A 21472-nucleotide genomic window follows, 5' to 3' on the forward strand; every position below is an offset into this window, starting at 1 on the left:
TCCACGCCGATGATAGTGCGGATTGCCCGTGTGAAAGTAGGTAATCGTCAGGCTCCTCATGCTGTAACACGGACCCCGGCTTCTCACTCTGAGTGCCGGGGTCCGGCCGTTTACGGCCCGATTCCTCCCTGTCCCTCCCCACACCACGCTCATCCCACGCCGGTGCGGCAGGCCGGGGCCATGCGTGACTCCCGTGTGGACACCGGTACTTCCCGTGCGGCAACGTACCGGCCGCGTCATGCCGCCCGTTCTCCACAATCCCCTGTCGCGCAGTCTTCAGTGCTGCCCAGCCCGCTGTGCGTCCGCGTAACCGGTCAGCGCTTAATCCTGATGAATTCGTCGTCCTGGCTGATGAGCCGGTAACACACGACGATTCACCCCTTCAGGGTAGCAAGGACCTCGACGAGGATTCCGGACGCATGATGCCAATATCGATTCATCTACACATGCAATCGAGACCGGTATCAATATCAATTGCGATACCTTTCTTAGCCCAACCTCGCACCGCTCTTTATAGACCAGAAGAATTTGCGAGACGCATACCTCTCGTGCTGGAAGCTGATTCGAAGGTTTTGCCGTGATTTGCCACGATACAGAGCGGTATTTCTCAGTAGCTCAGTGTGTTTTCATTATTGTGCCCGGTCGTCTGGTTAGTCATGTGCACCTTGGGCGTCGAAGTGCTATTTTTCTTTGATCCACATCTGTTTTTAGCAAATCAGTTCCCAATGTTTCGACGCCGTCGGATGCTTTGCGTTACTTGAGCTTCCGGGTTGTGTAAATGCCAAATTCTCGCCTATTGATGTATCGATCTAAATAATCTGCATACCTGATTATTTTCAATTCATCTCGTTTGATCGCGTCGTTCATGCAGTTTGTCGGGACAATTGTCTGAAGTTGACGAACTCAGCACGCTTGAGTTCAACGAAGCTGACCCACGCACCATCGCTCTTCTCGCCGCAACCTCAGCTCTTAACATCCACCCTGGAATGCTGTATAAATATACAGTATTCCAGGGTGCTAGATCGTCTCCCTCCCACCCCTTGTTGCGAGGAATTGATTGCATATCGACACGATTTATATGCAAAAGCCAGAATTTTCTGTCTGTTCGTTGCCGCCAACAACGTCGATGCATATCGATCAGGGCGGCGATGCATATCGATCAGGGCGGCGATGCATCTATGCCAGGAAGAGGCGGAGTATCCCCGAGTAAAGAGCGTGTCTATGGCAGCAGCAATTCAGCTAGCGACGACCACGCTGTCGTCGCAATTACGGCGTCAGGTATGGCAAGGCAATGCGCTTGCCGGCCCGGACTCGCTCGTCGTCTCCAGCGGCTATGCCGAGCTGGACCGGCTACTGCCGGGGCAAGGCTGGTCGGCGGGCGGGCTGACGGAGTTGTTGATCGAGCATTGCGGAGTGGGTGAGATGCGTTTGCTGGCTCATGTGCTTCGGCATCTGACACAACAGGCCGAGCAGCACGTCATGCTCGTGGCGCCGCCGTATCAGCCTTGTGTCGCGGCACTAAAGACTTGGGGCGTCGATATCAGGCGTGTCCTATGGGTGCGCTCGACGGAAGATCAGGCGCTTTGGGCTGCCACTCAGGTACTGAAACAGAGCGGTATCGGCGCGGTGTTCGTGTGGCTGCAGAATGCGCGCGCCGACAAGGTCCGGCGTTTGCAAGTGGCAGCTCAGGAGTCGGCGGCGCTGGCATTTCTGATCCGTCCTGCGGAAGCGGCTGCGCAATCGTCGCCGGCGCCTTTGCGGATGATCTGTGAACCGCTTTTGCCGGCCAACGCGCAGACGATCAATCGTCGTCAGTGGTTGCACGAGATCGGTATGTCGATCGATATCTTCAAGCGTCGCGGACCGCCGCTCGCCGAGCCTTTGCGCCTCATTCTGCCTTTACAAAGCATTGTGTTGCCGAAAAACGAGGGCAGCCATCAACGCCCGGAGGTCAAACATGTTGTGGATCGCCGTCACCTTACCGCTGTTGCCGCTGGAAGCGGTGAAGCCGTTCACGCTGCTTCCGGCTGGTTCGCTCGCGAAACCGAATCGGCGTGATCCGTGCAACGGCGCGAGCCAACCTCAAGCTGCCGCGGACCCGAACGCGGAAACGCGCAGCTGTTATGCGCTGGCCGATCACGCGCACATCCTGATGCCCGATCTCAACGCATGGCGCGCCGGTGTGCAGGCGGGGCATTCGCGCTCGTATGCGTTGGCGCTGGCGCCGGGGTTGACACTGCTTGCCGCCGATCCAGCCCGCGTAACCCAGGCATTCGAAGCGATCGCGCTCGCCTTGCTGAGCTACACGCCCAAAGTGTCGCTTGCCGCTGTGCATACACTGCTGCTCGAAGTTGGTTCCGGCTTGCGCCTGTTCGGTGGCCTGCGCGCGTTGTTGTCGCGCGTATCGGGCACGGTAGCGGAATTCGGCTATACGGCGCGCATCGCGTGTGCGCCGACCGCCTGGGGGGCGTGGTTATTGGCGCAGGCGCGTGCGTGCCGGCAGGGACGTCGCTGGCATGTGCTCAAGGAAGCGTCGCTCGCGCGCGTGCTCGATCGTTTGTCCGTCGCGCTGCTGCCGGTTTCACAGGAGCATCGCGATGCGTTCGCGCATGTCGGCTGCGCGACGCTCGCCGATTTGCGCCGCTTGCCGAGAGCGGGCATTGTGCGGCGTTTCGGCGGTGGCGTTCTGGAGCTGCTCGCACAGGCATATGGCATGCGTGCCGATCCGCGCGAATCGTTTCGCGCGCCGGCGTCGTTTCATGCGCAACTGGAATTGCCGTCGCGAGTCGATAACGCCGATGCGTTGCTGTTCGCCGCGCGCCGGTTGATCGTGCAGCTGGCCGGCTGGCTCAGTGCGCATCATGCGGCGCTGAGCGGCTATACGTTGCTGCTCGAGCATGAGCTGGCGTCGCGTCACGCGCCGAAAACATCGAGCCTGAAGGTTGCGTGGGCCATTCCGTCGCGCGATGCCGAGCATCTGATCTGGCTGTTGCGGGAAAAGCTGAACCAGACGGTGCTGGCGGCACCGGTCATCGAACTGAAGCTGGTGGCGGAGCAGATCGTCGATCATGCGGGACGGTCGGACACGCTGTTTTCAATGCCCGAGTCGGATGGCGATTCTCTCGCGCGCTTGCTCGAACGTCTGAGCGCGCGCCTCGGGCCTGAGAACGTGCTGCAGTTGTCGCAGCAGGACGATCATCGGCCGGAGCGGGCAACACGCGTGGAAGCCTATCAGTCGCAAGCGTTTTCACGCAGACAGCGCATGCCGTCGAAGAGCCGCGTCAAAGCCAGGGCGGATCAAACCTGGCTGACCGATGAACTGCGCAATGCCGCGCTTGAAGAAGCACGCGAGGGCGGCGCAACGCCAGTGCAAGCTGATCCGGCAACCCCGGCACTATCCGTATCGGCTTCCTCCCAAAGCACACCCGCATTCGCCGCCCAACCCGGCAACGTCCAGGCTTCGCTCGATCTCCCCGACTGCGCGCTACCCGCACAGCCTCGTCCGCTCTGGATGCTCGACCAGCCGCTGCGTCTGATGGTGCGCGACCAGCGGCCGATCTATCGCCGGCCGCTGACCATGCTCACGCGCACCGAGCGGATCGAAGCCGGGTGGTGGGACGGCGATCTCGTCGAGCGCGATTACTACATCGCAGCTGACGATCGCGGCCACCTGTTCTGGGTGTATCGCAAGCGCAAAGGCGAGTGGTATCTGCAGGGCCTGTTCGGTTGAATGCGATGACGACTTCCGCGCCGTCCTTGCCTTCGCAGCCGACGTTCGCGGCGCATTTGCCGCCGTATGCGGAGCTGCATTGCCTGAGCAACTTCTCGTTCCTGCGGGGGGCTTCGCATCCGCACGAGCTTGTCGAGCGGGCGATGTCGCTCGGCTATCGCGCACTTGCCATTACCGACGAATGTTCGCTGGCAGGCGTCGTGCGCGCGTACACGGCCGTGAAAGAACTCGAAGAGACGCAGGTGCGCGAACGGAAAGAGCGCGAGGCAAAAGCGCAGCAGGCGATGCGGGCGGCGGCGCCGGAGGAGATCACCGTCGCAACGGCTGCGACAAAGCATGAGAAAAAACAGCTTCCGAAGGACGAACCCCCGAAGGACGAACCCCCGAAGGACGAACCCCCGAAGGACGAACCCCTAAAGCCGATCCCCCACCTGATCATCGGCAGCGAATTCAATCTGACCGATGCCGAAGGCCAACCCTTCTGCACCCTGGTGGCGCTCGCACTCAATCGCAACGGCTACGGCAATCTTTCCGAACTGATCACGCTCGCGCGTTCGCGTGCGGACAAGGGTTGCTATCGCATCGGTCCGGAAGACTTCACCGAGATGCTGCCGCATCTCGAACACCTGCGCGGCTTGCCCGATTGTGTGCTGCTGCTCGTGCCGCAGCGCGCGGCGACGCTCTCGCATACGCTGCGTTGCGCGCATTGGCTCGCGTCGTTCGCGGCGCAGCGTGCATGGATTGCGCTCGAACTGTGGCAAACCGGCAGCGATGATCTGCAACTCGACGCCTTGCGGATGATTTCACAAGACAGCGGTTTGCCGCTCGTGGCCGCGGGAGGCACGCTGATGCATGTGCGTTCGCGTAAGCCGTTGCAGGACACGATGACCGCGATCGGTCTCGGCACGCCCCTCTCAGCCTGCGGTCACGCGCTAGAAGCCAATGCGGAGCGGCACCTGCGCACGCGCGTGCGTTTGGGCAAGCTGTATCCGCGCGAGACGCTCGAAGAAACGCTGCGCATTGCCGCGTTATGCCGCTTCTCGCTCGAGGAACTGCAATACGAATATCCCGAAGAACTGGTGCCCGCCGACGAATCGCCGTCGAGCTATCTGCGCAAGCTCGTCATGGCCGGCGCGATGGAGCGCTGGCCGGGCGGCATGGACCTGAAGCGGATTCAGCAGATCGAGAAGGAGCTGGGTCTGATCGCCGATCTGAAATACGAAAAGTATTTTCTGACCGTGCACGATATCGTGAGCTTCGCGCGCTCGCGCAACATCCTGTGCCAGGGGCGAGGCTCGGCGGCGAACTCGATCGTGTGCTACTGCCTGCATGTCACCGAAATCGATCCCGTCAGCATGAACATGCTGATCGAGCGATTCATCTCGCGCGCCCGCAACGAGCCGCCCGACATCGACGTCGACTTCGAGCATCAGCGGCGCGAGGAAGTGATCCAGTACATCTATGCGAAGTACGGCCGCCATCGCGCGGCGCTGACCGCGTCGCTGATTACGTACCGCTCGCGCAGCGCGCTGAAAGACGTCGGCAAGGCGCTGGGTCTCGAAGCCTCGCTGATCGAGCGGATCAGCAAGTCGCAGCAATGGTGGGATGGCCCGGGCGCGGTGGCCGCCTATCTGGCCGAAGCGGGCTTCGATGCCCGATCGCACATCACGCGGAACCTGATCCGGCTGACTCAGGAGTTGCGCAATTTTCCGCGGCATCTGTCGCAGCACGTGGGCGGCTTCGTGATCGCGAAAGACCGGCTGTCGCGGCTCGTGCCGATAGAAAATGCGTCGATGAAAGAGCGCAGCGTGATCGAGTGGGACAAGGACGACATCGATGCGCTCAAGCTGCTGAAAGTCGACGTGCTGGCGCTCGGCATGCTCTCGGCCATCCGGCGCGCGCTCGAATTCGTCGCGTTGCGGCGTGGGTTGCCGCGGTTCCGGATGCAGGACATTCCGCGCGAGGATCGTGCCGTCTACGAGATGTGCGGCCATGCCGACACGATCGGCGTGTTCCAGATCGAATCGCGCGCGCAGCAAAGCATGCTGCCGCGTCTGAAACCGGACAAGTACTACGACCTCGTGATCGAAGTGGCGATCGTGCGGCCCGGGCCGATCCAGGGCGGCATGGTGCATCCTTATCTGCGTCGCAAGCAGGGGCTCGAGCCGATCGATTACGCCAAGGACGAGTTGCGGCCGGTGCTCGAACGCACGCTCGGCGTGCCGATTTTCCAGGAGCAGGTGATGCATCTGGCGATGGTGGCGGCGAAATACACGGGCGAGCAGGCCGACCAGTTGCGGCGCGCGATGGCCGCATGGCGGCGCAGCGGTAATCTCGCGAAGTATCAGAAGGATCTGACGGACCGCATGCTGGCGCGCGGCTACGAGCAGGCATTTATCGAGCGCATCTGCAAACAGATCGAGGGCTTCGGCGAATACGGTTTTCCGGAGAGCCATGCGGCGAGTTTCGCGCTGCTCGTTTATCTGAGCGCATGGCTGAAGCGCTACGAGCCGGCCGCTTTTCTGGCCGGTCTGCTGAACAGCCAGCCGCTGGGTTTCTATTCGCCGTCGCAACTCGTGCAGGACGCGAGGCGTCACGGCGTCAAGGTATTGCCGCCCGACGTGACGCTGAGCGACTGGGAATCGACCTTCGAGCGGCGCCATGCCGAAGGACGGCGGATTGCCGCTGACGAGACGCGTCTGCATCGTCAACATGCCGTGCTGGCCGCACAGCAATTGCGCAATCTGTCCTTGCCGCACCTGAAGGTGAGCCGCACGATCCGGCGTGCCGCGCGGCGGTTGACCGCGCGCGTGTTCAAACCAGCGAGCACGTATGGTTCGCGCGGTCCCGCGGTGCGTCTCGGTATGCATCTGATCAAGGGGCTCGCGCGGGACGCCGCCGAACGCATCATGGCGGCCCGCCGCGATGCGCCGTTGGTTGACGTCGACGATCTCGCGCGTCGCGCGGCCTTGACGCGGCGCGATCTCGAAGCGCTGGCCGTGGCGAATGCGCTTGTCGGTATCGCCGGTCATCGGCGCGAAGCGTGGTGGGCCGTGACCGCGCAGCACGCGGTGCCGAAGCTGCTGCGCGACGCGCCGATCGCCGAAGCGCCGCTCGCGTTGCCGCGCGCCAGCGAGCATCGCGAGATCGTCGACGATTATGCGAGCTTCGGTCTCACGCTCAATCGCCATCCGCTGGCGTTGTTGCGGGCGCGTCTCGCGCGGCAGAAGTTTCGCACGGCGGCCGAACTCGCCGCGTGCCGGCACGGCACAATGGCGCGGGCGTGCGGCATCGTCACCGTGAGACAGCGGCCGGGCACGGCGAACGGCACGGTGTTCGTGTCGATCGAGGACGAAACCGGCTCGATTAATGTGATCGTGTGGCCGTCGCTGGTTGAAAAGCAGCGCAAGGCGTTGCTCGGTTCATCGTTGCTCGCGGTCTATGGGGTTTTGCAGCGCGATGATGGGGTGAGTACCGGGGGCGAGAGAGGAGACCGCGCGAGTCAGGGAGAGCGTGCGGCGAGTGCGGACCGGCGCAATCGGGCGTGGGCGGGAAATGAGGCAAATAGCACAGGCGGCCCCACAAGTGGCGAAAGCGGCGAAAGTGGTACGGGCGAGGCAAGCCGCAGCGGCGAGGCGCGGCGGCTTGCCGGTCGCAAACAGAAGGGCGAGGTGGTCCATCTCGTTGCCCATCGTCTCGAGGATTACAGCGAATGGCTCGGCGAACTCGCCACGACGAGCCGCGATTTTCATTGAGGCCCGGTAGCGGGCGGGTGGCGGGTGATGAGCGGACGCGCGGCACGGCCGGCGAATCCTGCATCGGCAGCCAGCAGGCGAGCGACGCTTGCCGTGCGCTCGTGAATCCTTTCGTTTGCGCGATGCAGTTGAATGCCGGTCAGCCGTGCGCTACACAACGCACTTGGGCAAATGCGATGTATATGCGCCAGAAGCACAGCCCCAGCAGCACAGCCCCGCGGCCAACGCGTCCGATCACAGCGGCGGCCTTGAGCCGGACAAACCAGCAAACCCCGTTGCGTGGCGTCAATTCAGCCGCGACGGCATAGCGCCTTGCCACGGAAACGCAGCCAGGACCTCGCGGATCGCCGTATCGAACGGCGTGCGCCGGCCGATACCGAGCGCTTCGAGACGGCTCGACGCCAGATGGCAGTTATGCGGGCGAGGCGTCGAATCGGTTGGCGTGTGCTGAGGCGTCAGGCGCGCATCGAGTTGCAGCGCTTCGGCGATACGCACGGCGATCTCGTATTTGGTCATGGGCTCGTCCCCCGACCATTGGACGATGCCGGAGACCGTCTCTCCGCGCGCATGCAGTGCGAGCATCTGCCGGATCACGAACGCGACGTCCGGCGTGAACGTGGGGTAGCGGATCGCCCAGGCGTCCATCGTGGCGGGCTCGCCAGCGGCGGCGGCCGAGGCGGTGATCGCCGGCACGAGGCTCGTCACCGCCGATTCCGACCAGCCGACGATTGGCCCATAGAGCAGCGGCAAGCGCAGCACGCAGCCGCGCCCGGTCGTTCCGGTCAGTGCGCGTTCGCCTTCGAGCTTGCTGTGCCCGTAAGCGTTGAGCGGCGCGGGCGCGCTGTCGTGCCGATACGGCGGCTCTGTGCCGTCGAACACGTAGTCGGTCGAGATCGACAGGGTCCATGCGCCGCACCGGCCTGCCGCCGCGGCAACGATGCGCACGGCATCGACGTTCAGCGCGCGGGCCAGCGCCGGGTCGCGCTCGCAGATGTCGGGGCGGCGCTCCGCGGCGGCAATCACAACGGCATCCGGCGCCGTGCGCTCGATGAAGCGTTCGACCGCCTGCGCGTCGCGAACATCGAGCGCGGCCATTTGCGGCGACGGCCGGCTGAACGCGGTGGCGACGACCTGCCAGTCGTCCTGCCGCGCCAGTTCGTCGACGAGCGCGCGGCCGAGCAGCCCGGAGCCGCCGATAACGGCAACCTTGAACACGATCCGCTCCCTTAGCGAGCCGACGTGACCGTGTAGCCGGCCTCGTCGATCGCGGCCTTCAGCGCATCGACGGATTGCGCCGATTCCACGACCACGCGCCCGGCCACGAGATCCACCTGAACCTGCGCGGCGGCGTCGTGTTCGCGGATCGCGTTCGTGACGGCAGCGACACAATGCTGGCAGCTCATGCCTTCTACGTGGAGTTCGATTGTCATGGCGGGGTCCTCGGCGAAATCAGAATGGCGAATGGCTGAATTATGCCTGCCGATCCGTATTTGAGTGGCTGACCTTCCCATCATGGGAAGGTGTAGGATCGATTCGAACCTGATCCAGAGCATGGGGAAACAGTCATGAATATTGGCGAAGCGGCCCGCGCGTCGGGCGTCACCGCAAAAATGATCCGCTATTACGAAAGCGTCGGCCTGTTGACGGCCAAGGCGCGCACGAGCGCCGGTTATCGCGTATACGGTCCGCAGGAAGTGCATTCGCTGCGCTTTATCCGCCAGGCGCGCCGGCTCGGCTTTCTCGTCGAAGACATTCGGCAGCTCCTCGCGCTATGGCGCGATCGTTCGCGCGCGAGCGCCGAAGTGAAGCGGATCGCGCTCGAGCATGTCGCGGACCTCGACCGCCGCATCGCCGAGCTGACCGACATGCGCGACACCCTTGCGCATCTGGCCGATCATTGCCACGGCGACGACCGGCCCGACTGTCCGATCATCGAGCGCCTCGCTGACACCGATCTGGTGTCGGGGCAGGGATGTCATTCGCTGTAGCCGTTGCGGGGAAAGGTGGAACCTGATTGCACCAAGGATGTGCACCATTCCGGAACGGAATGCACCTCATGTAGGCATTTCACTGTCCGACTCAGGGCATCGGGTTATAATTAGGGTTAACCCTTTAGCGGGAAATCCCTGATGTCCGATCACCGGGGATTCGATCTGATCCTTGGAGAACATCATGTTTGCATACCTGCTTGAAAAGCTGAACACCTGGTTGGAATCTGCGGAACGTAATAGCCGTGAGGCCTACCTGGCATCGTCGTCGGATATCGTCCAGCTCGAACAGCGCATCCGCTCGATCGAAACCAACGGCTATTCGCGGTAAGTTTCAGCTTCGAGTTGGGCCCGGCGGTGCAGCGTGCACGGCCATAGCAGCACAGCATCAAGCCCCGTCGAAACGGGGCTTTGTCACATCTGGGCCCTGGAAATTGACCGCTTTTCCGGCAGGTTTGAAGCCGGCGACGCCGGAACGCCAGTCGTGGCGACTCTCGACTAGCTTCGCAACCTGCGCCGAGGTAAGGTAGGGCGCTTTTTGCGCAACCGGGCATTCATAACCAACGGGGCCGCCCATGCTCTCTGTCCGCTCGCTCGAACCCTTCAAATTCCGCCTCGCTGCGGTTATGGTGACGGCGCTGACAACCGTCTGCGCCGCGCCGGGCGCGTTCGCCGTGTCCGACAGTGCCCGCAAGCCGGTGATTCTCGACTCGCTGAGCGGTATCAACGACGGCCAGAGCGGGAGTGTGCTGATGAGCGCGCCGCTTTCGCGGCACCCGATTGTCGCCGCGCCGCCGATTGCGGCTCCTGTCGAGCTGCCGCAGGAAGCGTCGCCGCCGATCGTGGTCGCGCCATATATCCCGTTGCCGGCGGGCGGCGGCGTTCCGCCGAGACCGATGCCGCGCCCGGTAGCGCCTTCGCAATGAGGGTGGCATAGAAGGGCGGCGGCCCGGTATCTTCGCCATCGGCTTTTTCAGTTCCGTTGCACCTCGCTGGGATCCTTGCCCGCTGCATCGGATCGAGCGTCTCCACGTCTTCCGCCTATGGGCCGCCTCGCACCCCGGCCGATTCCGCATTGGGGTTTGGGCGCATGGCGTACGAGAAACCGTCCGACGACAATCGTTGCGCGCTTTGTCGCTGGCGGCCCGGTTGCGGCATTTGCGTCGCGTCGCCGCTTCGAACGGAAAACGGAACAAGGAGACGTCAACATGCCGATTCACTGGATGCGGCGCGCCATACGCGCCTGCGTCATGCTGCTCGCGCTCGCCGGGTTGTCCGGCGCCGCGCTCGCCAAGGACACGCCTGAAAAACCCACGCTGACGATGGCCGTCGGCGGCTTGCCCGGTCTTTACTATCTGCCGGTGCTTGCCGCGCAGCAGCTCGGCTACTTCAAGGACGAAGGCCTGGACGTCACGCTCGAGGACTTCGCGGGCGGCTCGAAAGCGCTGGAAGCCGTGGTGGGCGGCAGTGCCGACGTCGGCGCGGGCGCGTTCGAGCACACGCTCTTCATGCAGGCGAAGGGACAGCACTATCGCGCGTTTGCCTTGATGGGCCGCGCGCCGCAGATCGTCATCGGTGTGGTGAAGTCGAAGGCGGATCGGATCAGATCGCTCGCGGACTTCAAGGGCGCGAAGGTCGGCGTGAGCGCGCCGGGGTCGTCGACGGATCTCGTGCTTACCGTGGCGTTGCGCAAGGCCGGCGTGCAGCGCAGCGATATCTCGGCGATCGGCGTCGGCAGCGGTGCGACGGTGTTGGCCGCGGTGGGTAGCGGGCAGATCGATGCGCTGTCGAATGTCGATCCGATGATGACCAAGTTGACGCGCAGCGGCGCGATCAAGGTGCTGGTCAACACGCGCACGGTGAAGGGGACGCAGGCAGTGTTCGGCGGAACGATGCCGGCGGCGACGCTTTACGCGCCGGAGAGCTTCATTCAGAAGAATCCGAAGACGACGCAGGCGCTGACCAATGCGGTCGTGCGCGCGAACCACTGGCTGCAGACCGCGAGCGACGCCGATCTGCTGAAGATGGTGCCGCAGGCCTATCTGCTCGGCGATCCGGCGCTCTACCTGGAGGCCTTTCACAACGTGCGCGACGCGTACTCGCCCGATGGCCTGATGCCCGCGGACGGTCCGGCGACCTCTCTGCGCGCGCTGTCGTCATTCGACAACCGGCTCGATCCGAAAAAGATCGACCTGGGCGCGACCTATACGAACGACTTCGCGAGCAAGGCGGCCGCGCAGTTGAAGTGAGCCAAAGAAGTCATGCCGTTGCGTGTGATGCCGGCGTGAGCCGGGATGTGCGAGATGCACGAACAGCCGGCGGAGAAGCGGGGGAGCGCGCGGCTGATGTCTGCGACAACAACATCGGTGCGATCGGCTTGCGCGAGCCGATGTTGTGGTGTCGAGAGCGTTCGGTGATCGCTCGTGTGCCGCCTAATTGCCCCGATATTCGACCTTGAACGTTGCGGCCTTGTCTTCGCCGAGCGTCTTGACGAGCCACGGCATCTGCTCCTTGAGCATTTTCGCGAGCGTGTACGGCGGGTTCAGGATAAACATGCCGCTGCCGAAAAGTCCGAAGCCATCCGCGGGCGGATTGCTGACGGTCAGGCTGACGTGCAGCCAGTTGTCCTTTTGCAATTGCTTCAGCTGATCGGGAAAGCGCTGCGATTCCGGGCGCTTCACCTGCGGATACCAGACCGCATAGGTGCCGGTCGGAAAGCGCTTCAGGCTTTCCTCGACACAGCGCAGCGTGCGACTGTAATCGCGCTTGTCCTCATATGACGGATCGAGCAGCACCAGCGCGCGGCGCGGCGCCGGCGGCAGCAACGCGAGGATGCCGTCGAAGCCGTCGCCCGCGTAGAGCATCGCGCGGCGTCCCGCGTCGCGGAAGTTATGGCGCAGCACGTCGATTTCAGTCGTGTGCAGTTCGAACAGGCGCATGCGGTCCTGTTCGCGCAACTGCCGCCATGCGATGTACGGCGAGCCTGGATAGAAGCGCAACTGGCCGTCGGCATTGAGCGCGCTTACTTCGTCGACGTATTCGGCGAAGAGCGACGGCAGATCGTTGCGTTCCCACAGTTTTGCGATGCCGGTCTGGAACTCGCCGGTCTTGGTCGCGTAGCCTTCCTTCAGCGAGTAAACGCCGGCGCCCGCATGCGTGTCGATATACCAGTAGGCTTTGTCCTTCTGGCCGAGGTAGCGCAATAGCTGCAACACGACGGCGTGTTTCAGAACGTCGGCGTGATTGCCGGCATGGAAGGCGTGGCGGTAACTGAGCATGATGAGAGGACGCTGAAAGAGGACGTGCCGGCCGGAGCGGAGACAGTGGCGCGCGGCCGCGTATTGTACGCGAGCGCGCGCCGCCGGTTATCCGCTTGCTGCGCGGCTCACTCGTGCGCGTCGCCGATGATCTCCTCGATCCGCTGCTTGATCTCCGGCGTCATGCGCTCGGCCACTTCGGCCGATTTCATGTTTTCGCCGATCTGCTCGACCCGCGACGCACCCGTGATTACCGTGCTGACATGCGGATTCTTCAGAATCCATGCGATCGCGAGCTGACCGACCGTGCAGCCGAGTTCGTCGGCCACCGCTCCCAACTGACCGACCACGTTGTTCTTGCCCGGGTCGGTGAGCTGGTTGCGCAGCCAGTCGTAACCTTGCAACTGCGCGCGGCTGTCGGTGGGTATTCCAGCGCGATATTTGCCGGTGAGCAGGCCGGACGCGAGCGGGCTCCAGGTGGTGAGACCAAGGCCGATGTCTTCGTAAAGCCGTTTGTATTCCTGCTCGACGCGCTTGCGGTGAAACAGGTTGTATTGCGGCTGTTCCATGACCGGCTTGTGCAGATGATGCCGCTCGGCGATTTCATACGCGGCGCGGATTTCTTCGGCGCTCCATTCGGAGGTGCCCCAGTACTGCGCCTTGCCGCGCGCGATCATGTCGCTCATCGCCCAGACCGTTTCCTCGATCGGCGTGTTCGGGTCGGGACGATGGCAGAACACGAGATCGACATAATCGAGCTGCAGGCGCTTGAGCGAACTGTCGATCGCGTTCATCAGGTACTTGCGGTTCAGCGTGTGGTACTGGTTCGGCGCTTCCGTCAGACCCCAGAAGAATTTCGTCGACACCACGTAGCTCACGCGCGGCCACGCCAGTTCCTTCAGCGCGTGGCCCATGATTTCCTCGGATTTGCCGCCGGCATAGACCTCGGCGTTGTCGAAGAAATTGACGCCGGCGTCACGCGCCGCGGCAAGCGATTCGCGCGCGGCGCGATGATCGACCTGGTTGCCGTAGGTGACCCACGAGCCGATGGACAGCTCGCTGACTTGCAGGCCTGAGCGGCCCAGACGTCGGAAATTCATGTCTCTCTCCTTGTTGGTGATGCACGAAAATTGAGGCGTGAAAATTGAGGCGTGAGTCGAGCCCGAAACGCAGGCCGGGATTGAGTCCGAAGCCGTCCAGTTTAAAGAGATACGGCTCGATGTGTGTTTTACCTCTGGAATTCACGGGGTTCATGCACAATAGCAAAGTTGGCCGCAATGCAGCATCGGCCGAACGGTCTATGCCGTTTGGCTGACTTCACGCCGCATGCGGCCTTGTGGTCTCATTGCTCATCAACTGCATGGAGGTTCCGGATGTCGTCTCTGAACACGAATCTGAATGGCAAGGTCGCTGTGGTTACCGGCGCGGCAAGCGGCATCGGCAAGCAGATCGCGCTGACTCTGTCCGCCTCGGGCGCGGCGGTCGCGATCGCCGACCTGAACCAGGACGGCGCGAACGCCGTGGCTGAAGAAATCAGGGCGGGCGGCGGCAAGGCAATCGGCGTGGCGATGGACGTCACGAACGAAGAGGCGGTCAACCAGGGCATCGACAAGGTTGCAGCGGAATTCGGCTCGATCGACATCCTCATCTCCAATGCCGGCATCCAGATCGTCAATCCGATCGAAAACTACTCGTTTTCGGACTGGAAGAAGATGCAGGCGATTCACGTTGACGGCGCGTTCCTGACCACCAAAGCGGCGCTCAAGCACATGTACAAGGACGATCGCGGCGGCATCGTGATCTACATGGGTTCGGTTCATTCGCATGAAGCCTCGCCGCTGAAGTCCGCCTACGTGACGGCCAAGCACGCGCTGCTCGGCCTCTCGCGCGTGCTCGCCAAGGAAGGCGCCAAGCACAACGTGCGCTCGCACGTGGTATGTCCGGGCTTCGTGCGCACGCCGCTGGTCGACAAGCAGATTCCCGAACAGGCAAAGGAACTCGGCATCAGCGAGGAAGACGTGATCAAGCGCGTGATGCTGGGCGGCACGGTCGACGGCATTTTCACGACGGTCGAAGACGTCGCGCAGACGGTGCTGTTCCTGTCCACGTTCCCGACGGCCGCGCTGACGGGCCAGTCCTTCATCGTGAGTCACGGCTGGTACATGCAATAAGGAGAGGCCCATGGCGCAACGCAATCTCAAGCGGGCGCGCGTGGGCGTGTCCGGCGACGGGGAGGGCGCCGGTCCGGCGCCGGCCACGCACCCGCGCCGGCATCTCCACTTGCCTAACTACGAAACCGTCGCGCTGATGCTGCAAGGCGGCGGCGCGCTGGGCGCCTATCAGGCGGGCGTTTTCCAGGGACTTTACGAGGCCGGCATCGAGCCCAACTGGCTGGCGGGCATTTCGATCGGCGCCTTGAATACGGCGATCATTGCGGGCAATCCGCCGGAAAAGCGCGTCGAGCGGTTGCTGCAATTCTGGGAAACGATCTGCCAGCCGGCCTTCGGGCCGCCGGTGCCGGCTTTCGTCGAACACGCGTTTTTCAATTCCAGCGAAGCCGTACGCAAGGCATTCACGGCGGCGCAGGCGATGAGCGCGATCGTCGAAGGGCAGCGGGGCTTTTTCGTGCCGCGCTTTCCGCCGCCGTTGCCCACGGTGTCCGGGCCGCCGCAAATGGCCAGCTACTACGACACCACGCCGCTGAAAGCCACGCTCGAATCGCTATGCGATTTCGACCGCATCAATTCGGGCGAGATACGTGTGTCGGTGGGCGCGGTCAATTGCGGCACGGGCAACTTCGAGTATTTCGACAATACGCATACGACGCTGCGGCCCGAGCATTTCATGGCGTCGGGTGCGTTGCCGCCGGGCTTCGCTGCAGTCGAGATCGACGGTCAGTACTATTGGGACGGCGGGCTGATGTCAAATACGCCGCTCTACGAGGTGATGCAATCCACGCCGCGCCGCGACACGCTTGCGTTTCAGGTCGATCTGTGGAGCGCGATCGGGCCGGTGCCGGACAGTCTCTCCGACGTACAGGGGCGCATGAAAGACATCCAGTATTCGAGCCGCACGCGTCTCGTGACCGACATGGTGCAGCGTTCGCAGCGCTTCCGGCATGTGCTGCGCGAGGTGCTGGACCGCGTGCCCGTCGAGCAGCGCGACGATCCGTGGTGCAAGCTGGCCGAAGATCTGTCGTGCTCGAAGCGCTACAACGTGATCCACCTGATTTACCGGCACAAGGAATACGAAGGCCACTACAAGGACTTCCAGTTCGGCCTGTCGACGATGCGCGAGCACTGGCAAAGCGGCCTCGAAGATATTCGCCATTCCCTCGAGCAGCCCGATTGGCTCGAGATGCCGGACAACGATGCGGGGTTCGTGACCCACGACATCCATCGGGATTCGCGCTGAGTTTGTATCGAGTTCGCGCTGGTGGGGTTGTTGCCGAAAGAGCCGAAGCATTGGCGCCAGCGCTACCATTGGCGCCAGCGCTACCTTTACTCAGGCAATAAAAAAAACGGCGCCCTTTTCAAAAAGGGCGCCGTTTTCATTGGCGTCTGCCATCCAGCGCAATCAAATACAGCGCGGCCAAGGTCCGCGCCGCGCAATGCCTTACTTCAGCACGTGAGCAATCGCGTTGGCGACCACGTCGAGATTACGCGTGTTGAGCGCAGCCACGCAGATGCGGCCCGTGCTCACCGCGTAGATGCCGAATTCTTCGCGCAGACGGTCCACTTGCGGTGCCGTCAGACCCGAGTACGAGAACATGCCGCGTTGCGCGTTCACGAAGCCGAAGTCGCGGTCGACGCCGGCTGCCTTCAGGCGCTCGACGAGGCCGTTGCGCATTGCGCGGATGCGCTCGCGCATTTCGCCCAGTTCGGCTTCCCACGTGGCGCGCAGTTCGGCCGATGCCAGAACCGCCGCGACTATCGAGCCGCCGTGCGTCGGCGGGTTCGAGTAGTTCGTGCGGATCACGCGCTTCAGTTGCGACAGCACGCGGGCCGATTCTTCCTGGCTGGCCGTGATGATCGACAGTGCGCCGACGCGCTCGCCGTACAGCGAGAACGACTTCGAGAACGACGACGACACGAACACGTTCAGTTCCGCTGCCGCGAAGAGGCGCACGGCTGCCGCGTCGGCTTCGATGCCGTCGCCGAAGCCCTGGTAGGCGATGTCGAGGAACGGCACGAGGTTGCGCGCCTTGACGACTTCGACCACCTGCTTCCACTGCTCGACGCTCAGGTCGACGCCGGTCGGGTTGTGGCAGCACGCGTGCAGCACGACGATGGTGCCGGCCGCGTAGCCGTTCAGCGCGCTCAGCATGCCGTCGAAGTTTACGCCGTGCGTTTGCGCGTCGTAGTACGGATACGATTCGACGACGAAGCCCGCGCCTTCGAACAGCGCGCGGTGGTTTTCCCAGCTCGGATCGCTGATCGCGACCTTGCTGGCCGGATTCACGCGCTTGAGGAAGTCCGCGCCGATCTTCAGCGCGCCCGTGCCGCCCAGCGCCTGCGCCGTGACGACGCGGCCCGCTGCGATCAGCGGCGAATCGTTGCCGAGCAGCAGCTTTTGCACGGCCGCATCGTAGGCGGCGATACCTTCGATCGGCAGATAACCGCGCGGCAGCGCGGCTTCGACGCGGGCCTTTTCCGCGTCGCGCACGGCGCGCAGCAGCGGAATCTTGCCTTCTTCATTGAAGTACACGCCCACCCCGAGGTTGACCTTGGTGGCGCGCGCATCGGCGTTGAAGGCTTCGTTCAGGCCCAGGATCGGGTCGCGGGGAGCAAGTTCGACGGCGGAGAACAGAGACATGATGGATGGGCAGCAGTAGTGAAAAGAGGGCGGCGTCGCGCGCGGGCGGCCTGGCTTCGGGCGTCGGCGGCGTTTCGGGCGTTTGGCGGGAATCTGGCGAAACACGCGGCGAAACGCACGGAGAAACACGCAAAACGAGGCCGGTCCATCGGGCAGCGGCGAGCGAGCGCAACTTCGCATTGTAACGAATCCGGCCGCGTTTTTCGTCCGCCAAGGCGGGCAACCGGCAATTATTTGCTTGAAAAACAGGCACGACGGGGCCACGTGTGGCAGCGGGCAATCCGCGCAGATCCCGTTTGGCGAAGAGGGAGCCCGGCGCCTGTTCTGCGTAACCGCGCCCGATCCCCGCTTCCCGCAACCCGTTAGAATGGTTCTTTGCTCCAAGGCCCGGTGCCGTCCCCATGTCCGAACACCATCTGACTGAAGCCGAAGACACGCTCGACGAATCGAAATTTGTCTCGTTCGAAGGCTCGCCGTTCCGGCTTTACCAGCCCTATCCGCCCGCCGGCGACCAGCCCACGGCCATCGACACGCTCGTCGAAGGCGTCGAGGACGGTCTCGCGTTCCAGACGCTGCTTGGCGTGACCGGCTCCGGCAAGACTTTCACGATGGCGAACACGATCGCGCGGCTCGGCCGCCCGGCCATCGTGTTCGCGCCGAACAAGACGCTCGCCGCGCAGCTCTATTCGGAGTTCCGCGAGTTCTTCCCGCACAACGCGGTCGAGTATTTCGTCTCGTACTACGATTACTACCAGCCGGAAGCGTACGTGCCGCAGCGCGACCTGTTCATCGAGAAAGATTCGTCGATCAACGAGCATATCGAGCAGATGCGGCTGTCGGCGACCAAGAGCCTGATGGAGCGGCGCGACGTCGTGATCGTCGCGACCGTCTCGGCCATCTACGGTATCGGCAACCCGTCCGAATATCACCAGATGATTCTCACGTTGCGCACCGGCGACCGGCTCGGCCAGCGCGACATCATCGCGCGGCTGATCGCGATGCAGTACAGCCGCAACGAAGCCGACTTCCAGCGCGGCTCGTTCCGCGTGCGCGGCGACACGATCGATATTTTCCCGGCCGAGCACGCCGAGATGGCCGTGCGCGTCGAACTGTTCGACGACGAAGTCGAAACGCTGCAGCTGTTCGATCCGCTCACCGGCCGCGTGCGGCAGAAAATTCCGCGCTTCACCGTGTATCCGTCGTCGCATTACGTGACGCCGCGCGACACCGTGCTGCGCGCGGTCGAGACGATCAAGGCCGAGTTGCGCGAACGGCTCGAATTCTTCTATGGCGACGGCAAGCTCGTCGAGGCGCAGCGGCTCGAACAGCGCACCCGCTTCGACCTCGAAATGCTCCAGGAACTCGGTTTCTGCAAGGGCATCGAGAACTACTCGCGGCACTTCTCGGGCGCGGCGCCCGGCGAGCCGCCGCCGACGCTCGTCGACTATCTGCCGCCCGACGCGATCATGATGCTCGACGAATCGCACGTGCTGATCGGCCAGCTGAACGGCATGTACAACGGTGACCGCGCGCGCAAGGAAAATCTCGTCGACTACGGGTTCCGGCTGCCGTCCGCGCTCGACAACCGGCCGCTCAAGTTCAACGAGTTCGAGCGCAAGATGCGCCAGGTCGTGTTCGTGTCGGCGACGCCGGCCGACTATGAGAAGAAGACAGCCGGCCAGGTCGCCGAACAGCTCGTGCGCCCGACCGGGCTCGTCGATCCCGAGATCGAGGTGCGGCCGGCGCGCAGCCAGGTCGACGACGTGCTCGGCGAGATCAACGAGCGCATCAAGGTTGGCGATCGCGTGCTCGTCACGGTGCTGACCAAGCGCATGGCCGAGCAGCTCACCGAGTTTCTGGCCGATCACGGCATCAAGGTGCGCTATCTGCACAGCGACATCGACACGGTCGAGCGCGTCGAGATCATCCGCGATCTGCGGCTCGGCGCATTCGACGTGCTGGTCGGGATCAACCTGTTGCGCGAAGGGCTTGATATTCCCGAGGTGTCGCTCGTCGCGATTCTCGACGCGGACAAGGAAGGCTTCCTGCGCGCCGAGCGCTCGCTGATCCAGACGATCGGCCGGGCGGCGCGCAACGTGAACGGCAAGGCGATTCTCTACGCGGACAAGATCACCGACTCGATGCGCCGCGCGATCGACGAAACCGAGCGGCGGCGCGCGAAGCAGATCGCGTTCAACGTCGAGAACGGCATCACGCCGCGCGGCGTGGTCAAGCGGATTCGCGACATCATCGACGGCGTGTACAACGTCGACGAAGCGCGCGCCGAGTTGAAAGAGCAACAAACGCGCGCGAAATTCGAGGACATGTCGGAGAAGCAGCTTGCCAAGGAGATCAAGCGCCTCGAAAAGCAGATGATGGAGCACGCGAAGAATCTCGAATTCGAGAAGGCCGCGCAGACCCGCGACCAGTTGGCATTGCTGCGCCAGCGCGTGTTCGGCGCGAACGTCGGCGATCATGTGTCCGGCGTCGACTGACGCGCAGTTCATCCGGGGCGCGACCATACGCCGCGCCCCGTTCATTGCACCCGCCCGCGAGCGACTCGCCCGCGCTCCCGCAGCCGCGCAATGCATGGCATCCGGGCCGGCGCCATCGCCGGTGTACCCCGGTTTCATTATCGCTCCCCATTTCCGCCGCCAGCACCCGTTCCCTTAAATCTGCCTTAAGACCCTGACGGCACAAGGCCTGGCGTGCGTTCGCGTTTGTTCTCCCCGGGGATAGATGATAAACTCGACCAATATTGAGAATGGTTCGCATTTAAATTTACATCTGGCTTGCGCGCACTGTTCCAATGGATTCGATTCCAGTCTGATAAAAACAAGGAGTTTCAATGCGGATTTCTTCATTTGCACGTGGCGGCGTAGCCGTGGCGGCCGCTGTCGCGGCGCTCTCGGTATCGGCTGCGGAATACCCGATCGGCAAGCAACAGATCCAGGGCGGCATGGAAATCGGTGCGGTCTACCTGCAGCCGATCACGATGGAACCCGAAGGCATGATGCGCAAGGCATCGGACTCGGATGTCCACCTCGAGGCCGACATCCATGCGGTCAAGAACAATCCGACCGGCTTCGCCGAAGGCGACTGGATGCCGTATCTGCAGGTGCATTACGAACTGACGAAGGCCGGCTCGAACCAGCCGCTGAAGGGCGACCTGATGCCGATGGTCGCAAACGACGGTCCGCACTACGGCGACAACGTCAAGCTGCAAGGCCCGGGCAAGTACCACCTGAAGCTGATCGTCGAACCGCCGATGCAGATGGGCCATACGGCGTTCGGCCGCCACGTCGACAAGGAAACCGGCGTGGGTCCGTGGTTCAAGCCGTTCACGCTCGACTATGACTTCACCTTCGCCGGCATCGGCAAGAAGGGCGGCTATTAATTGCCGCGAAGCGACCGCGAGCCGCGCCGAGGATCGCGTCGCCGTGCCTGAACGCACGGTCGCGCGACGGTCGGGGCGGCTCGGTGAATGCAGCAGACGGCGCGCCGGCGTCCGGTGTGGTAGCCGGGGTCGGCGTGCCGTGTTTTCCGGAAAGGCTCATGGGAATCAACCGAAAGATTGCGATGCTCGCGGCGACGTTCTGGCTGGCGGGCGCGGCTCACGCAGCCGACCTGCCGACCTTTAAGCTCGAAATGAGCGACGGCAAGCTGAACCCGGCGCGCATCGAAGTGCCGGCGGGGCAGCGCATCAAGATCGAGGTGCGCAACACCGGCAAGGGCGCGGCCGAATTCGAAAGCGTGCAGTTGCGCAAGGAGAAGGTATTGGCGCCGGGCGCCGATTCGTTCGTCGTGATTGCGCCGCTCGAACCGGGCGAATACAAGTTTTTCGACGATTTCCACCAGCAGGCGCAGGGCGTGATCGTCGCGAAGTAAGCAGTGGCCTCGCACGCGCGCGCTCGCACGCGGGGCAGC

At 63.2% G+C, this 21472-nt stretch carries 17 protein-coding genes; 12 read left to right on the plus strand and 5 right to left on the minus strand.

The features are described from left to right. The first annotated feature begins 1221 nt into the window (after positions 1 to 1221). The 3 genes from imuA to GXB81_RS22885 are packed head-to-tail and all read left to right on the plus strand — an operon-like array spanning position 1222 to position 7485. Positions 1222 to 2058, plus strand: a complete 837-nt coding sequence (imuA, locus tag GXB81_RS22875) for a translesion DNA synthesis-associated protein ImuA (RefSeq protein ID WP_205990401.1) — start codon at positions 1222 to 1224, stop codon at positions 2056 to 2058. Next, positions 1958 to 3730 (plus strand): DNA polymerase Y family protein, encoded by a 1773-nt coding sequence (locus GXB81_RS22880; protein ID WP_205990402.1) that lies wholly within the window; start codon positions 1958 to 1960, stop codon positions 3728 to 3730. Before imuA ends, GXB81_RS22880 begins: the two co-directional genes overlap by 101 nt. 5 nt (positions 3731 to 3735) lie before the next feature. Further along, positions 3736 to 7485: an error-prone DNA polymerase gene (locus GXB81_RS22885; RefSeq protein WP_205990403.1), complete on the plus strand. Its 3750-nt coding sequence runs from the start codon at positions 3736 to 3738 to the stop codon at positions 7483 to 7485. Between the two features lie 285 nt (positions 7486 to 7770). Here the strand turns inward: GXB81_RS22885 and GXB81_RS22890 are convergent, their stop codons facing one another. Then, the gene (locus GXB81_RS22890) at positions 7771 to 8700 is read right to left on the minus strand and encodes an SDR family oxidoreductase (protein ID WP_167050347.1); all 930 of its coding nucleotides are present in this window, start codon (positions 8698 to 8700) and stop codon (positions 7771 to 7773) included. 11 nt (positions 8701 to 8711) lie between these two features. Beyond that, entirely contained in the window at positions 8712 to 8915 is a 204-nt protein-coding gene (locus GXB81_RS22895) for a cation transporter (protein ID WP_167050349.1), read from the minus strand. A 135-nt stretch (positions 8916 to 9050) separates the two neighbouring features. Between GXB81_RS22895 and cueR the strand changes: the two genes are divergently transcribed. The 4 genes from cueR (at position 9051) to GXB81_RS22915 (ending at position 11722) form a co-directional block, all read left to right on the plus strand. Further along, complete coding sequence (gene cueR / locus GXB81_RS22900; RefSeq protein ID WP_205990404.1) at positions 9051 to 9473, plus strand: Cu(I)-responsive transcriptional regulator; 423 nt, start codon at positions 9051 to 9053, stop codon at positions 9471 to 9473. Between the two features lie 184 nt (positions 9474 to 9657). Further along, positions 9658 to 9804 carry a DUF3563 family protein gene (locus GXB81_RS22905; RefSeq protein ID WP_167050352.1) on the plus strand — a complete coding sequence of 49 codons (147 nt, stop codon included), beginning with the start codon at positions 9658 to 9660 and terminating at the stop codon, positions 9802 to 9804. Between the two features lie 244 nt (positions 9805 to 10048). Then, entirely contained in the window at positions 10049 to 10399 is a 351-nt protein-coding gene (locus GXB81_RS22910; protein ID WP_240159391.1) for a hypothetical protein, read from the plus strand. A gap of 282 nt (positions 10400 to 10681) precedes the next feature. Then, positions 10682 to 11722, plus strand: coding sequence for an ABC transporter substrate-binding protein (locus GXB81_RS22915; RefSeq protein ID WP_205990405.1), 1041 nt, complete (start codon positions 10682 to 10684; stop codon positions 11720 to 11722). A 183-nt stretch (positions 11723 to 11905) separates the two neighbouring features. Here GXB81_RS22915 and rlmJ read toward each other — a convergent pair whose 3' ends face one another. Together rlmJ and GXB81_RS22925 are read right to left on the minus strand one after the other, a co-directional pair. Further along, positions 11906 to 12751, minus strand: coding sequence for a 23S rRNA (adenine(2030)-N(6))-methyltransferase RlmJ (rlmJ, locus tag GXB81_RS22920; RefSeq protein WP_167050356.1), 846 nt, complete (start codon positions 12749 to 12751; stop codon positions 11906 to 11908). 107 nt (positions 12752 to 12858) lie between these two features. Beyond that, the gene (locus GXB81_RS22925; RefSeq protein ID WP_167050358.1) at positions 12859 to 13830 is read right to left on the minus strand and encodes an aldo/keto reductase; all 972 of its coding nucleotides are present in this window, start codon (positions 13828 to 13830) and stop codon (positions 12859 to 12861) included. A 273-nt stretch (positions 13831 to 14103) separates the two neighbouring features. Between GXB81_RS22925 and GXB81_RS22930 the strand changes: the two genes are divergently transcribed. Beyond that, positions 14104 to 14901, plus strand: coding sequence for a 3-hydroxybutyrate dehydrogenase (locus tag GXB81_RS22930; protein ID WP_167050359.1), 798 nt, complete (start codon positions 14104 to 14106; stop codon positions 14899 to 14901). Positions 14902 to 14911: 10 nt separating this feature from the next. Further along, positions 14912 to 16144 (plus strand): patatin-like phospholipase family protein, encoded by a 1233-nt coding sequence (locus tag GXB81_RS22935; protein ID WP_167285577.1) that lies wholly within the window; start codon positions 14912 to 14914, stop codon positions 16142 to 16144. Between the two features lie 201 nt (positions 16145 to 16345). Here GXB81_RS22935 and GXB81_RS22940 read toward each other — a convergent pair whose 3' ends face one another. Continuing rightward, the gene (locus GXB81_RS22940; RefSeq protein WP_167050363.1) at positions 16346 to 17545 is read right to left on the minus strand and encodes an amino acid aminotransferase; all 1200 of its coding nucleotides are present in this window, start codon (positions 17543 to 17545) and stop codon (positions 16346 to 16348) included. Between the two features lie 401 nt (positions 17546 to 17946). Here GXB81_RS22940 and uvrB point away from each other — a divergent pair, with 401 nt between their 5' ends. The 3 genes from uvrB (at position 17947) to GXB81_RS22955 (ending at position 21433) form a co-directional block, all read left to right on the plus strand. Continuing rightward, complete coding sequence (gene uvrB / locus GXB81_RS22945) at positions 17947 to 20040, plus strand: excinuclease ABC subunit UvrB (RefSeq protein ID WP_167050365.1); 2094 nt, start codon at positions 17947 to 17949, stop codon at positions 20038 to 20040. A gap of 353 nt (positions 20041 to 20393) precedes the next feature. Next, positions 20394 to 20942 (plus strand): iron transporter, encoded by a 549-nt coding sequence (locus tag GXB81_RS22950; RefSeq protein ID WP_167050367.1) that lies wholly within the window; start codon positions 20394 to 20396, stop codon positions 20940 to 20942. Positions 20943 to 21100: 158 nt separating this feature from the next. Then, positions 21101 to 21433 (plus strand): cupredoxin domain-containing protein, encoded by a 333-nt coding sequence (locus tag GXB81_RS22955; RefSeq protein WP_167050369.1) that lies wholly within the window; start codon positions 21101 to 21103, stop codon positions 21431 to 21433. Positions 21434 to 21472: the final 39 nt, after the last annotated feature.

This window comes from Paraburkholderia sp. Ac-20336 (genome assembly GCF_017105025.1).
In the GTDB taxonomy this organism is placed as follows: domain Bacteria; phylum Pseudomonadota; class Gammaproteobacteria; order Burkholderiales; family Burkholderiaceae; genus Paraburkholderia.

Bases quoted from the DNA above. Each gene is read 5' to 3' on its own strand.
- imuA (WP_205990401.1), top strand. From the start codon at position 1,222: ATGGCAGCAGCAATTCAGCTAGCGACGACCACGCTGTCGTCGCAATTA.
- GXB81_RS22880 (WP_205990402.1), top strand. From the start codon at position 1,958: ATGTTGTGGATCGCCGTCACCTTACCGCTGTTGCCGCTGGAAGCGGTG.
- GXB81_RS22885 (WP_205990403.1), top strand. From the start codon at position 3,736: ATGACGACTTCCGCGCCGTCCTTGCCTTCGCAGCCGACGTTCGCGGCG.
- GXB81_RS22895 (WP_167050349.1), bottom strand. From the start codon at position 8,915: ATGACAATCGAACTCCACGTAGAAGGCATGAGCTGCCAGCATTGTGTC.
- cueR (WP_205990404.1), top strand. From the start codon at position 9,051: ATGAATATTGGCGAAGCGGCCCGCGCGTCGGGCGTCACCGCAAAAATG.
- GXB81_RS22905 (WP_167050352.1), top strand. From the start codon at position 9,658: ATGTTTGCATACCTGCTTGAAAAGCTGAACACCTGGTTGGAATCTGCG.
- GXB81_RS22910 (WP_240159391.1), top strand. From the start codon at position 10,049: ATGCTCTCTGTCCGCTCGCTCGAACCCTTCAAATTCCGCCTCGCTGCG.
- GXB81_RS22915 (WP_205990405.1), top strand. From the start codon at position 10,682: ATGCCGATTCACTGGATGCGGCGCGCCATACGCGCCTGCGTCATGCTG.
- rlmJ (WP_167050356.1), bottom strand. From the start codon at position 12,751: ATGCTCAGTTACCGCCACGCCTTCCATGCCGGCAATCACGCCGACGTT.
- GXB81_RS22925 (WP_167050358.1), bottom strand. From the start codon at position 13,830: ATGAATTTCCGACGTCTGGGCCGCTCAGGCCTGCAAGTCAGCGAGCTG.
- GXB81_RS22930 (WP_167050359.1), top strand. From the start codon at position 14,104: ATGTCGTCTCTGAACACGAATCTGAATGGCAAGGTCGCTGTGGTTACC.
- GXB81_RS22935 (WP_167285577.1), top strand. From the start codon at position 14,912: ATGGCGCAACGCAATCTCAAGCGGGCGCGCGTGGGCGTGTCCGGCGAC.
- GXB81_RS22940 (WP_167050363.1), bottom strand. From the start codon at position 17,545: ATGTCTCTGTTCTCCGCCGTCGAACTTGCTCCCCGCGACCCGATCCTG.
- uvrB (WP_167050365.1), top strand. From the start codon at position 17,947: ATGTCCGAACACCATCTGACTGAAGCCGAAGACACGCTCGACGAATCG.
- GXB81_RS22950 (WP_167050367.1), top strand. From the start codon at position 20,394: ATGCGGATTTCTTCATTTGCACGTGGCGGCGTAGCCGTGGCGGCCGCT.
- GXB81_RS22955 (WP_167050369.1), top strand. From the start codon at position 21,101: ATGGGAATCAACCGAAAGATTGCGATGCTCGCGGCGACGTTCTGGCTG.